This window comes from Cupriavidus basilensis (genome assembly GCF_000832305.1).
Lineage (GTDB): Bacteria > Pseudomonadota > Gammaproteobacteria > Burkholderiales > Burkholderiaceae > Cupriavidus > Cupriavidus basilensis_F.
Window position 1 is genome coordinate 525837 of record NZ_CP010537.1, and the last position, 12605, is coordinate 538441.

Below are 12605 nucleotides of genomic sequence, written 5' to 3' on the forward strand. Positions count from 1 at the left end.
ACTGCGGGCTCCCGGTGCTTTAGCCGACGTCGCCGTTCATGCCGATCGAGCGGATCAGCTTGCCGTATCGGGCGGTATCCGCGGCCACCATGCCGTTGAACTGCGACGGCGAAGCACTGCGGCGCAATTCCCCGGCGTTGGCCTTCAACTGCGCATCCAGGCGTCCGCTGGCCTGCAACGCCGTGACTGCGGCAAAGAGCCGCTGGGTGAGTTCGGCGGGCAGGCGCGCGGGCGCGAACAGGCCGCTCCAGTTGTCCAGCACCAGGCCGGGGGGCAGGACCTCGGCAAGCGTTGGCACCTCCGGGAAATAGACGGAGCGTGCGGACGACGACACCGCCAGCGCCCGCACCTGGCCATTGCGCAGGTACTGGGTCGCTGTGCCCAGCACCGGCATGCCGAACTGGGTCTGGCCGCTGAGCATGGCGGTGATGATCTCCGTGGCGCCTTTGTAGGGGATGTGCACGGCCTCGGTGCCCGTCTGGTGCAGCAAGGCCTCTACCGCCAGATGCGCGATGCTGCCTTTGCCGCCCGAGCCGTAGTTGAGCTTGCCCGGCGCGCGCCTGAGCGCGGCGATCAGCTCGCCGGCGGTCTTGTATGGCGCATCGGCAGGCACGACGAGAGCGGTAGGGCCGCCGGAAATCGCCGTGATGGCGGTGAAATCGCGCACGGGATCGTACGGCATGTTTTGGTACAGATGCACGTTGATCACATGCGCGTTCGCGAGAATGCCCAGCGTGTAGCCGTCCGCGGCGGCGCGCTTCAAGGCGTTCGCGCCGATCACGCCGCCCGCGCCTGGCATGTTCTCCACGACCAGCGGCTGGCCAAGCGTGCGGCCCAGCTCGGCCGACAACGTCCGTGCGATGTTGTCCGGCGCGCTGCCAGCCAGGAACGGGACGATCAGGCGCACGGGACGATTGGGATAGGGCGCGGCGGCGCGCACCGGCGCGAGCATGCTGCCAAGTGCGGCAGCGCCCGCGGTGGCGAGCCAGGTTCGGCGTTTCATAGGAGTGTCTCCAGTTATTGGCTGCGCAGTTTGCCTGCGTCGGATGGATCAACCGCTGCCGGCTCAGGCTTTCGCCTGCATGGGTTCGAGAATCGCGCGGGCGATGGTATTGCGCTGGATCTCGCTGGTGCCGGTGAAGATCCGGAACATGCGCAGCTTGCGGAAAGCCTGCTCCACCGGATGTCCTCGCGTCACGCCCACATTGCCGTGGATCTGTACGGCTTTGTCGGCCACCTCGAAACAGCGCTCGGAGATGAACAGCTTGCATGCCGCGGCCTTCACCCGAAGATCCGCGCCACTGTCCGCCAGCGTGGCGGTTTGCGCGATCATGCTCTCGCAAGCCCACAGCGCGGCGGCCATGTCCGCCAGCATGTGCTGGATGGCCTGGAAGCGCGCAATGGGCCCGCCGAACTGGCGGCGCTGGCCGGCGTACTCCAGCGAGGATGCGTAGGCCTTGGTGGCCAGGCCCAGCATGGTGGGGCAATGCAGCAGCCGGTTGACGTTGATGCGCGACATGCCGAGCTTGAAGCCGTTGCCTTCGCCGCCAAAGATGTTGGCGCGCGGCACCCGCACATTGACGAATTCGATGTCCCCATCGATATGCTGGCCCGACATCGGCACGTACTCGGTGCTGACCTTGACGCCGGGCAGGTCCAGGTCGATCAGCACGGCCGTGATGGCCGGGGGGGACGCAGTGGCGTCGGTGACGCACATGACGATGGCAAAGTCGGCAAACGGCGCGCCGCTGATGTAGTGCTTGCGGCCGTTGATGACGAGGTCATCGCCGTCCACCACGGCCGTGGTGGAGATGCTCTGGGCATCCGAGCCGGAATGCGGCTCGGTCAGGGCGAAGCAGGTGGACTTCTCGCCCCGGATGACGGGCTGGAAGTAGCGCGCCAGCTGGTCCGGCGTGGCGTACTTGAGCATATTGCCCACGCGCGGCGGGCCGCCCAGGTCGCCCAGCACGTGCGGCGCCAGCACCGCGCCGCTGGCGGCAAGGTCTGCCTTCAGCGCGCATTGCTCGGCGATGTTCAGCCCCTTGCCGCCGAGCTCGACGGGCAGGCAGGCGGCATAGAGCCCCAGCTCGCTGGAGCGGCGCCACACGCCGCGCAGCACATGGCGCGGCCAGGCATCTTCCGAGCCCAGGCCCAGCTCGCGCTCCAGCGGCAGCAGTTCCTCATGGATGTAGCGCTGGATGCTGGCGCGGGTCTCGACCAGCACGGGATTGGTGAGGTTGTCGAACATGGTGGTTCTCCTTAATTCACGCGACGGGATACGCCTTGCCAATACGGCTCGCGCACCAGTTTGCGAGCGAGCTTCCCGCTCGCGTTCTTGGGCAGTTCGGTGACGAAATCGATGGTTCGCGGCGACTTGTAATCGGCAATGCGCGCGCGGCAGTGCGCGATGAGGTCTTCGGCAGTGCCTTGCCGGCCGGGCCGCAGGGCGACGACGGCCTTGACGCTTTCGCCCCAGGTGTCGTCGGGCACGCTGATCACGCAGGCTTCCATCACGTCCGGATGCTGGTAAAGCGCGGCCTCGACCTCGGTCGGATAGACGTTGAAGCCGCCGGAGATGATCATGTCCTTCTTGCGGTCGACCAGGTAGATGTAGCCTTCTTCATCCACCCGGGCCAGGTCGCCGGTGCGCAGCCATCCGTCCACCAGCACTTCGCGCGTCAGCTCCGGCTCGCCCCAGTACCCGTGGAAGACATCCTCGCCGCGGATCACCAGTTCGCCGATGTCGTCCCCGGCCACTTCGCGGCCCTGCTCGTCGACCACGCGCACCTGCGTTTCGCCAAGTGCCCGCCCGCAGGAGGCCAGCCGCTCGGGCCGGTGCGCCAGTGCGTGGGCATGATCGTCGGTCGAAAGGCGGGTCACGCCGGAGGTGGACTCGCTCGCGCCATAGCCTTGCGACAGGATGGGGCCGATGCGCTCCCACGCCTCGCGGATGCGCGCGGGCGCCATCGGCGCGGCGCCGTAGGCCAGGGTCTTGAGGCTGCTCAGGTCGGCGCTGGCCAGGGTTGGCTCCGTCAGCAGCATATTGATCATGGCCGGCACCATGAACACATGGGTGAGGCGCAGTCTTGCCACCTCCGCCAGGAAATGCGCGGGCTCGAACTTGTCGAACAGCACCAACGTTGCGCCGGTGTACAGATACGGCTGCATCAGCATGCCGGAGGCGTGGGTGATGGGGCCGATCAGCGCCAGGCGGTCACCGGGACGTGCCGGCTTGTCCATGCTCTGCAGCATCTTGCGCAGCGCTGCCAGGCGGTTGCCATAGCTTTGCATGGCGGCCTTGATCTTGCCCGTGGAACCCGAGGAAAAATGCAGGACAGCGAGGTCGTCGGGCTGCGGCGCGATGTCGAGCGGCGCTGGGCTCGCGCCTGCGAGCAGGGCCTCGTAATCGCCGTAGCCGTGCGCGGGTTTGCCAATCGCGATGAACGTTTCCACTGACGCGAAGCCCGCGGTTTGCGCCGAGTAGCCGGTATAGCCCGGTCCGGCAAACAGGATGCGCGGCGTGCAGTTCTCGACCACATCCGATGCCTCCGCCGCCGTGAAGCGCGGATTGAGCGCGGCCTTGACGAGCCCGGCCTTGTACAGGGCGCACTCGATTTCGACCAGTTCGGGGCGGTTGCGTGACTGAATCGCCACGCGATCACCCCGGGTAAGGCCGAGGGCCAGCAAGGCATTGGCGAGGCGGTTCGAGCGCTCGTCCAGTTCGCGATAGGTCAGCACGCGGTCGTTGTAAAGCACGGCGGCGTGATCCCCCCAATAACGCGCGGCGCGGCGCAGGAAGAAAGCGAATCCCATGGGTTGTCTCCTTGATGGTTCTTGGCCGTAGTCTGTAAGATGCGGGGCATCACTACAATGCTGTACCGGATATAAAGACATAACCAGCGGGAATGTCACGATGGAGACGAGAGATCTTGAATACGTGCTGGCCGTGGATGCGCACGGCGGCATCGGCCGCGCCGCGGAGTCGCTGGGCATCAGCCAGCCGGCCCTGACCAAGGCGGTGCAGCGTGTGGAAGCGCAGATCGGCCTGCCCTTGTTCGAACGCACCGCCCACGGCATGACGCCGACGCAGGCGGGCATGCAATTCATGGTGCGGGCGCGCCGCATCCGGCTGGAGTTCGACGATGCGCTCAAGGAGATGCAAGGCATCCGCACTGGCGAACTGGGCATGCTGCGTCTGGGCTATTCGCCTTCGATCCCCAATGCCCTGGTGCTGGACGCCTGCCGTCAGCTGCTGCGGGAGCGGCCTGTTGCCCGCCTGCGATTGCGCCGGCTGCTGGCGCGGGACCTCATGGAGCTGCTGCTGGCGGGCGAGCTGGACCTTGCCATTGCCCCCACACCGAGGGAGCGCGCCAGCGAGTTCGCGGTGGAAGAACTGTTCGACGACCGGCTGGTGGTGGTGGCTGATGAAGCGCACCCGCTGCAGCGCCGCCGCAAGCTGACCCTGGCGGATCTGGCGGGCCAGGACTGGCTGCTGCCCGGGCCGCATATCATCTTGCGCCAGCAGGTTGACGCGGCGTTCCGCAAGCAGGGGCTGGCCGCCCCGAACCTGCGCATCGAGACCGATTTTGGCAGCGCCTCGCTCTTCGACCTGATGCGCGGCACGCTGATGCTAGGCATATCGGGCACGAACGCCAATGCGGTGACGACCGGGCTGCGCCCGCTCAACCTGGGGCTTGAAGAACTGGACCTGCGCCGGCGCGTGGGCGTGATCACCCGGGCCGGCGCCTATCTCTCGCCGCTCGCGCAGCGCATGACGGCGCTGGTGCGCGAGCAAGGCGCCTGAGCTGCCCGGCTATGCGCCACTGTCTGGGGCCAGCGGGGCCACCGGAGTGAAAGGGGCGCGGAAATGATCGACCAGGAAATCGATGAACGCCCGCGCCCGCGTGGTCTGGTCGCGCTGGCCCGGATAGTAGACGAACAGGTCGGCCGGGGGCAGGGTGGCGTCGGGCAGCACCAGCCGCAAGCGCCCGCTTTCCAGGTACTTGGCCAGATCCCACTCGGAGCGCATCAGGATCCCATGCCCGTCGAGCGCCCAGCCCAGGACGATGTCGCCATCGTTGCTCGACAGCGTGCCATGTACCCTGACCATCTCGCCTTGGGTCCCTGCCATGAAGCGCCATATGCCATGTGCGTCGTCGTTCTGGCGATGGATGATGCAGCGGTGATTGGCCAGTTCGGCCAGGCTCGCCGGGGTGCCATGCCGGTCAAGGTAGGCGGGTGACGCGCACAGGAAGCGCCGGTTCGACATGATGCGGCGCGCGTTGAGGCGGCCGTCCGGAAGGGCGCCGAAGCGGATTGCCAGGTCGAAGCCGCTTTCCACGAGATCGATTGCCTTGTCGGTGACTTCGAATTGCACCTCCACGAACGGGTAGCGCCTGGCGAATTCGGAGACCAGCGGGGCGATGGTGGTCCGGCCGAAGCCGAGCGTGGCGTTGATGCGAAGCAGCCCGCGCGGCTCGGCACGGCTGCTGGAAATGGCATCCTCCATCTCGCGCAGCTTGGCGAGGATCTGCGTGGCGTGCGCGAGGTAGATGTCGCCCTCCCGCGTCAAGCTGGTGCTGCGGGTGGTGCGGTTCACCAGCCGTGCGCCAAGCCGTTCTTCCATTTGCGCGAGCCGCTTGGTGGCTGCCGGTGGCGTCAGGTTCAGCGCCCGCGCGGCGGCCGAGAGATTGCCGTATCTCGCAATCAGCACAAAAAACTCGAGGTCCGAGGTGATATCGGTTTTCACTGATGGAAAAGAGTGATGGGTGTCCCAGTGGATTTTAAGCGGGTTATTGCCGCCCGGAGCCGCATCAGTATTAACCACAAGTGAATAGTGAAATGCGTTCTGGCGAAACTCAGCCATGCGCCGCCTCGCTACGCTGGAGCCTTCCTACCACTCAGCGCACGCACGCCGTGCCACGCTCCAGGAGACGCTCCAATGAAAATCGTGGAAATTCGCGAGAAGACGGTGCCCATCAGCTCGCCGATCCGCAACGCCTATATCGACTTCAGCAAGATGACGCTGAGCGTCGTCGCCGTGGTGACCGACGTCATCCGGGATGGCAAGCCCGTCGTTGGCTACGGCTTCAATTCCAATGGCCGCTATGGGCAGGGGCTGCTGATGCGCGAGCGGTTCATCCCGCGCGTGCTCGAGGCGGACCCCGCAACCCTCATCGACGACAACGGCACCAACCTCGACCCCCACAAGATCTGGGCGGCGATGTTCGCCAACGAGAAGCCGGGCGGCCACGGCGAGCGCTCGGTGGCGATCGGCACCATCGACATGGCGGTGTGGGATGCGGTGGCAAAAATCGAGGGCAAGCCGCTGTTCCAGTTGCTGGCCGAGCGCTACGGCGACGGCAAGCCGGAGCGCAAGATCTTCGTCTACGCGGCGGGTGGCTACTACTACCCGGGCCAGGACCACGGCAAGCTCAAGGATGAGATGCGCAGCTATATCGATCGCGGCTATACGGTGGTCAAGAAGAAGATCGGCGGCGCCTCGCTCGACGAGGACCTGCGCCGCATCGATTCGATTCTCAGCGTGCTGCAGGATGGCCAGAAACTCGCCGTGGATGCCAACGGGCGCTTCGACCTGGACACCGCGATACGGTATGCGAAAGCCCTCTCGCAATACGATCTGTTCTGGTACGAGGAGCCGGGCGATCCGCTCGATTTCGAGCTGCAGGCCACGCTGCGCAACTACTACGACAAGCCGATGGCAACGGGCGAGGACCTGTTCTCCATGCAGGATGCGCGCAATCTGATCCGCTATGGCGGCATGCGCCCCGACCGGGACTGGCTGCAGTTCGACTGCGCGCTGAGCTACGGCCTGGTGGAGTACCTGCGCACGCTGGACATGCTGTTTGAGCACGGCTGGTCGCGCACGCGCTGCATTCCGCATGGCGGCCACCAGATGTCGCTCAATATCGCGGCCGGGCTTGGCCTGGGCGGCAACGAGTCCTATCCGGATCTGTTCCAGCCCTACGGCGGCTTTCCCGATGGCGTGACGGTCGATAACGGCTACATCACCATGCCGGACCTGCCGGGCATCGGCTTCGAAGGCAAGGCCGACCTGTATCGCGCCATGCGGGCACTGGCGGGCGGATGACAGGCAGCACATGGGCCGGCTTGCCGGCCCATGTTGCGTACAGAATACAAATCCTTGGGAAATTTCTGACTGTCGTTGAGCTGGCATCTTTCTTTGTGGTAAAAAAGCGAACTATTCTCATTCGTATTCGTATTCGCATTTGAGGGTGAATGGGTGCTTCGCACCACACAGCAGCCCAGGTTCCCGCCAGACCCAACCTTCCCGAGGACGTTTCCGCCGATGTTCAATCACCGCCGCTTGCCGCTGCGCGCCGCCGCATGCCAGGCAATGCCCCGCCTCTCGCCCATTGCCAGCGCTGTATTTGGCCTGACCGTCGCGTTCGCCACGCTGCCCGCCGCCAGCCTGGCGCAGACCGCCACGCCGGCAGCCACGCAAGCCGATGCCACCTTGCCGGTGGCCACCGTCAAGGCCGAGCGGCTGACCGAGCCGGCCAAGGTGGAGAGGATTGGTGGTGGGGCGCTGGGTGAGCGCAAGCCTGTCGACACGCCGTTCTCGGTGGTGGCGGCAAGCAGCGAGGAGATCCAGGACCGCATGGCGCAGACCGCCAGTGACGTGTTCAAGTACGATCCCGCGGTGTCCATCCTGGGCGAGAACGGCCGTACCGAAAACGCCTATTTCGCCGTGCGCGGCATGGCCATCGACCTGCTTAACGGCACCAAGGTCGACGGCCAGAACTTCGTGTCCTGGAACACCGACCTGCCGCTGGAACCGTTCGAGCAGGTAGAACTGCTCAAGGGCCTGTCGGGCTTCATGTACGGCTTCGGCAGCCCCGGCGGCATCATCAACTATGTGGCCAAGCGCCCCACCGATGAGCCGTTGCGCCAGTTCACCGTGGGCTACCAGGCCAACAATGTGTGGAGCGAGAAGATCGACCTGGGCGGGCGCTTCGGGCCGGACCAGCGCTTCGGCTATCGCCTCAACGCGGCCCATGAAGAAGGCCGCACGGCCGATCCGGGCGTGCAGCTGCGTCGCGACGTGCTATCGCTGGCCGCGGATTTGCGCATGACGCCGGACCTGAAATGGAGCGCCGACGTGATGTACTGGAAGCGCAAGACCAACGGTACCCTGTTTGGCCTGGGGTTCGACGCCAGCCTGCCGGTCGCCGATGCCAGCAAGGTCTCGCGCCGCTTCGTCCAGCCCTACAGCTTCCACGAGACCGAGACCACCACGGTGGGCACCGGGGTGGACTACCGCATCAACGACAAGTGGAAGACCAGCTTCAAGTACCGCTTCGCGCGCGAAAGCCGCTTCAGCGGGGACAGCTACATCTTTGTCAACGATGCCGCCGGCAATTTCTCCGACACCCAGTACAACTGGAAGTCGGCGTTTTACTACCAGGCCTATGACGGCATGGTGCAGGGCAGGTTTTCCACCGGCGGCATCCAGCACGACGTGGTGTTGGGCGCGGGCTACCAGTCCCAGGTGCGCGTCAACGATGCGGGCGTTGGCGCCACCGACGGCATCTTCCTGGGCGAGAACAATCTCTACAATCCCACGCTGCTGACCAACCAGGCATCCGGCCTGGTGTACCAGCCGTACCGGGACTACAAGATCACGCAGAAATCCGTCTACGCCAGCGACACCATCCAGTTCACCCAGCGCGTCTCGGTCCTGGCCGGCCTGCGCTACACCGATTTCAGCCAGGACAATTTCGACAGCTCGGCCAATGTCACGGCGAGCTACAGCGCCAGGCCGGTCTCGCCCACCGTGGCCCTGATGGTCAAGACCGACAACGACTCCACCGCTTACGTCAGCTACGTGGAGTCGCTTGAGCAAGGCGGCTCGGCCAGCAACAGCAACGCCAACTTCCCGCAGACCTATGGCCCGCTCAAGAGCAAGCAGTATGAGGTTGGCTACAAGACCGAGCGCCGCGGCTGGGGGGCCAACGTAGCGCTGTTCCGCATCGACCGCGGCTACGAGTACACCAACACGGCCAACGTCTTCGTGCAGGACGGCACCCAGCGCTACACCGGCCTGGACACCAGCGGCTGGGTACGCGTGGCGCGCGACTGGCGCGTGATGGGCGGCGTGCTGTGGCTCGACACCAAGGCTACCGGCATCGACGATCCCGCGGTCAACGGCAAGCGCATCTTTGCCACCCCCAGCTACATCGTCAGCGGCCGCGTGGAGTACGACGCCCCCTTTTTGCGCGGCCTGACGCTGGCGGCAGGCGCCAAGGTCACCGGCGCCATGTGGGTGAATGCGGCCAATACCCAGTACGTGCCGTCGTACACCACTGCGGACCTCAGCGCCAGGTACACCACGCGCTACGCTGGCAAGACGGTGACGTTGCGGGCCGCGCTCAACAATGTGTTCGATCGTCGCTACTGGACTACCACGTACGGCGGCTTTGTGTTGCCGAGTGCGGCGCGCACATTCCTGGCGAATGCCACCGTGCAGTTCTAAAGGCCAGTTCTAGCGGTCATTTCCAAAAGATGCTGGCGTCGTCGCGCGGCCTTGGCCGATCCACTTGTACTGCCTGCGGCCGCGCGCCTGGCCAGAACCGCTTTGCTTCATGTTGAAACAGTCAGCCTCTTGCGAATGACTGCCGGAATCGTCCAAGCTAGGATGGTGGAAAGTCCCCCTGCTCATGCGTGCAAAGGGGCCTGGCTGAGCCCTTGCCTCAGTGCTTCAGTGCCTCAGTGCGAGTGCCGGTGATGCGTATCCGGATAGTGCGGGTGCTTGTGCACCAGCGGCTCGTGCCGATGCAGGTGCCGGTGCGGCTCCTTCCCGTCCCAGTCGAAGGCGTGCTCGTGCTGGTGATGCGCATCGTGGCGATGCGCGTGGCTGTGCTCGGTCGCCTCGTGGCTGTGCTCGTGCTCATGATGCTCGCGCAGGTGCAGCCACACGCCCAGCGCCATCAGCAGCGCCGCCACGTAGAACGCCGGCTGCGGCGCCTGCGGCCACATGCCGAACGCGATCACCACGCCGAACAGCGGCGCCACGGAGAAATACGCGCCGGTGCGAGCGGTCCCCAGCAGCCGCAGCGCGATGACGAACAGCGCCAGGCTCACGCCGTAGCCGAGGAACCCGATGATCATGGCCGCGCCCAGCGCGGGCAACGCCGGCAGGTGGTCACCGCCGGCCAGTGCCAGCCCGGTGTTGCACACGCCGGCAACCAGCCCCTTGATACAGGCGATCAGCATGGCGTCGTTGCTTGATACCTTGCGCGTCAGGTTGTTGTCGATGGCCCAGCACAGGCACGCGCCGACGATCAGCAAGGCGCCGGCGGACAGCCGCAGGCTGCCCGGCTGCCAGGACAGCAGCAAGCCGCCCGCCACGATGGCAAGCATGCCAAGGACGATGTGGCGGCTGGCGTTTTCCCTGAAGACCACCCAGGCGATCAGCGCGGTGAATACCCCTTCCACATTCAGCAGCAGGGAGGCCGATGCCGCGCTGGTGCTGGCCAGGCCAGTCATCAGCAGGGCCGGCCCGGCCACACCGCCAGCCAGGATGGCACCCAGCAGCCATGGCGTCTCCTGTCGCGGCACGGTGAGCGGGCTTGTTGCGGCGCCGCTCATGCTGCGCCGCAGCGCCAGCAGGATGCCAAGCCCCAGCCCGCTGCCCAGGTAAAGCAGGCCGGCCAGCAGCAACGGCGGGATCGACCCGGTCAGGGCCTTTGCAAGTGGCGTGCTTGCCCCAAACAGCAGGGCGGCGGCCAGGGCGGGGGCGGCGGTTCGGATGGTCATGGGCAAGGCAGCGAAGCGTGGCAATGCCGTATTGTCGCGCCACGGCGTGGTGGCGGGGGATGCTATATATTTCAGCCTTGGATGCCATGCCGGGCACGGCGGTTTCTACTCTGGAATGTTATGAAAACCCCCTCGCAATACGTGGGCGGCTGGCTGATCTGCGCGGCTGCGCTGCTGATGCTGCCAGCCTGCGCCATCCTGCAACCGGTGCAGGAAGGCCAGAAGCTGATCGGCTCGCCGGAAAGCGCGGTGCGCGCGACCTTCGGTGAGCCCACCAATATCTACCGGCTGGCCGACGGTTCCGTGCGCTGGATCTACTCCAAGCAACCGCTGGGCTATGAGGCCTACGCGGCAGATTTCGATGCCAGCGGAAAACTCACGAACTTCCGGCAGATGCTGGTCACTTCCGAGATCTACCAGGCCAAGGTCGATAGCTGGACCAAGCGCGATGTGGAAGAGCATTTCGGCAAGCCGCTCGAGCCGGTGCAGTACTACCCGCTGATGCAGCGCGACGTCTGGTCTTATCGTTTCCGCCAGGACGGCAACCTGTCTTCGCTGTTCAATTGCTACTTCGACAAGCAGGGCATCCTGAGGCAGGTGCAGATCACCCTGGATCCGCTGGGTGGGGATTCCAGCAGGGCGCCCTGATGCCCTGATGCCTCAATGCGCGCTGGCTTGGCCTGCAATCCATGCTTCGCCGCAAGCTGAAACGTTCTCCCGCGGCGCGCGCCCACAATGGCGACGTGTCCTTCCGGAGAGAACGCCATGCCAGCCTTGCCCAGCGCGGATGCGCGCGCCAACCACGCCCAAGGCGCCAGCGGCCGCGGGCTGGACATGGCCCTGCTGCTGGCTTTGTCCACGCTCTGGGGCGCGTCTTACACATGCATCCGGCTTGGCGTGGCGACGATTCCCCCGGTCACGCTGATTGCGGCCAGAACGTGGATCGCCGCTGCGCTGCTGATGGCGTGGATGGCGGCAAGAGGCATCCAGATCCCGCGCGGCGCGGCAGTCTGGCGCCGTTTTGCGGTGCAGGCCATGCTCAACAGCGTGGTGCCGTTCACGCTCATTGCGTGGGCTGAGCAATCGGTCCCGGCGGGGCTGGCGACGATACTGAACTCCGCGTCGCCGGTGATCGCCGTACTGGGCACGTGGCTGGTCACGCGCCATGAGCGCATCACGGCACGCAAGCTGTTCGGTGTGGTGACGGGGCTTGCGGGCATTTGCCTGATCGTCGGCACCAGCGTGCTGGGCGGGCTTGGGCTGCAACTTCTTGCGCAACTGGCCATCGTTGCCGCGACTGTCTGCTACGCCGGCGCGGCTATCTACGGGCGCTCGTTCAAGGACCTGCCCGCCGCCGCGCCCGCCGCGGGCTCGATGATCGTCGGGGCGGCGGTGCTGGTGCCGGCAAGCCTGGTCATCGACCGGCCCTGGACGCTGCATCCTTCGCTGTCATCGCTTGCCGCGCTGCTGGCGTTATCCGTGTTCTCGACCGCGCTGGCCTTTGTCATCTACTTTCGCCTGGTACGTACGCTGGGGCCGGTGGGCACCACGGCGCAAGCCTATCTGCGGGTGCCGATCGGGGTTGGCATTGGCATCGTGTTTCTTGGGGAATCGCTGGCTGCGGGGGCGTGGGCCGGCCTGGCGTGTGTTGTCGCGGGCGTAGCCGCCATGACGATGCCTGCCCGGCACCGGCCAGTCCGGCAAGGGGAATAGGCCGCACGCGCCGGCATTCGCACCCGCACCCAAATGCTCGAACCCGCTTAGGGTGCCTGGCGCTGCCGATGGTATCCGGGCCGCGGCCCTTG

General features: G+C 65.8%; 10 protein-coding genes. 5 read left to right on the top strand and 5 right to left on the bottom strand.

Annotation, left to right across the window (positions count from 1 at the left end; genetic code table 11):
• Nucleotides 1-19: 19 nt before the first annotated feature.
• From RR42_RS23150 to RR42_RS23160, 3 genes are all read right to left on the bottom strand, one after another.
• A complete protein-coding gene (locus tag RR42_RS23150; protein WP_043353355.1) occupies nt 20-1003 on the bottom strand; it encodes a tripartite tricarboxylate transporter substrate binding protein in 984 nt (327 codons plus the stop codon).
• Between the two features lie 63 nt (nt 1004-1066).
• Nucleotides 1067-2248 carry an acyl-CoA dehydrogenase family protein gene (locus tag RR42_RS23155; protein ID WP_043353357.1) on the bottom strand — a complete coding sequence of 394 codons (1182 nt, stop codon included), beginning with the start codon at nt 2246-2248 and terminating at the stop codon, nt 1067-1069.
• 11 nt (nt 2249-2259) lie between these two features.
• Nucleotides 2260-3813: an AMP-binding protein gene (locus RR42_RS23160; RefSeq protein ID WP_043353359.1), complete on the bottom strand. Its 1554-nt coding sequence runs from the start codon at nt 3811-3813 to the stop codon at nt 2260-2262.
• Nucleotides 3814-3913: 100 nt separating this feature from the next.
• Here RR42_RS23160 and RR42_RS23165 point away from each other — a divergent pair, with 100 nt between their 5' ends.
• Nucleotides 3914-4804 (top strand): LysR family transcriptional regulator, encoded by an 891-nt coding sequence (locus RR42_RS23165; protein WP_043353363.1) that lies wholly within the window; start codon nt 3914-3916, stop codon nt 4802-4804.
• 9 nt (nt 4805-4813) lie between these two features.
• Here the strand turns inward: RR42_RS23165 and RR42_RS23170 are convergent, their stop codons facing one another.
• Nucleotides 4814-5749, bottom strand: a complete 936-nt coding sequence (locus RR42_RS23170; RefSeq protein WP_043353366.1) for a LysR family transcriptional regulator — start codon at nt 5747-5749, stop codon at nt 4814-4816.
• Between the two features lie 192 nt (nt 5750-5941).
• On the opposite strand from RR42_RS23170, the gene RR42_RS23175 reads away from it, so the two are divergent.
• On the top strand, nt 5942-7111 hold the full coding sequence (locus RR42_RS23175; RefSeq protein ID WP_043353368.1) for a mandelate racemase/muconate lactonizing enzyme family protein: 1170 nt from the start codon (nt 5942-5944) through the stop codon (nt 7109-7111).
• A 219-nt stretch (nt 7112-7330) separates the two neighbouring features.
• On the top strand, nt 7331-9517 hold the full coding sequence (locus RR42_RS23180; protein WP_043353369.1) for a TonB-dependent siderophore receptor: 2187 nt from the start codon (nt 7331-7333) through the stop codon (nt 9515-9517).
• Nucleotides 9518-9750: 233 nt separating this feature from the next.
• Here the strand turns inward: RR42_RS23180 and RR42_RS23185 are convergent, their stop codons facing one another.
• Nucleotides 9751-10800, bottom strand: a complete 1050-nt coding sequence (locus RR42_RS23185) for a DMT family transporter (protein WP_043353370.1) — start codon at nt 10798-10800, stop codon at nt 9751-9753.
• 120 nt (nt 10801-10920) lie between these two features.
• Here RR42_RS23185 and RR42_RS23190 point away from each other — a divergent pair, with 120 nt between their 5' ends.
• Both RR42_RS23190 and RR42_RS23195 read left to right on the top strand, forming a co-directional pair.
• Nucleotides 10921-11448, top strand: coding sequence for a hypothetical protein (locus RR42_RS23190; RefSeq protein WP_043353372.1), 528 nt, complete (start codon nt 10921-10923; stop codon nt 11446-11448).
• A gap of 117 nt (nt 11449-11565) precedes the next feature.
• A complete protein-coding gene (locus RR42_RS23195; protein WP_201777382.1) occupies nt 11566-12513 on the top strand; it encodes a DMT family transporter in 948 nt (315 codons plus the stop codon).
• The last annotated feature ends 92 nt before the right edge of the window (nt 12514-12605 follow it).

Coding starts and splice junctions, on each gene's coding strand:
- RR42_RS23150 (WP_043353355.1), bottom strand. CDS start 1,003: ATGAAACGCCGAACCTGGCTCGCCACCGCGGGCGCTGCCGCACTTGGC.
- RR42_RS23155 (WP_043353357.1), bottom strand. CDS start 2,248: ATGTTCGACAACCTCACCAATCCCGTGCTGGTCGAGACCCGCGCCAGC.
- RR42_RS23160 (WP_043353359.1), bottom strand. CDS start 3,813: ATGGGATTCGCTTTCTTCCTGCGCCGCGCCGCGCGTTATTGGGGGGAT.
- RR42_RS23165 (WP_043353363.1), top strand. CDS start 3,914: ATGGAGACGAGAGATCTTGAATACGTGCTGGCCGTGGATGCGCACGGC.
- RR42_RS23175 (WP_043353368.1), top strand. CDS start 5,942: ATGAAAATCGTGGAAATTCGCGAGAAGACGGTGCCCATCAGCTCGCCG.
- RR42_RS23180 (WP_043353369.1), top strand. CDS start 7,331: ATGTTCAATCACCGCCGCTTGCCGCTGCGCGCCGCCGCATGCCAGGCA.
- RR42_RS23185 (WP_043353370.1), bottom strand. CDS start 10,800: ATGACCATCCGAACCGCCGCCCCCGCCCTGGCCGCCGCCCTGCTGTTT.
- RR42_RS23190 (WP_043353372.1), top strand. CDS start 10,921: ATGAAAACCCCCTCGCAATACGTGGGCGGCTGGCTGATCTGCGCGGCT.
- RR42_RS23195 (WP_201777382.1), top strand. CDS start 11,566: ATGCCAGCCTTGCCCAGCGCGGATGCGCGCGCCAACCACGCCCAAGGC.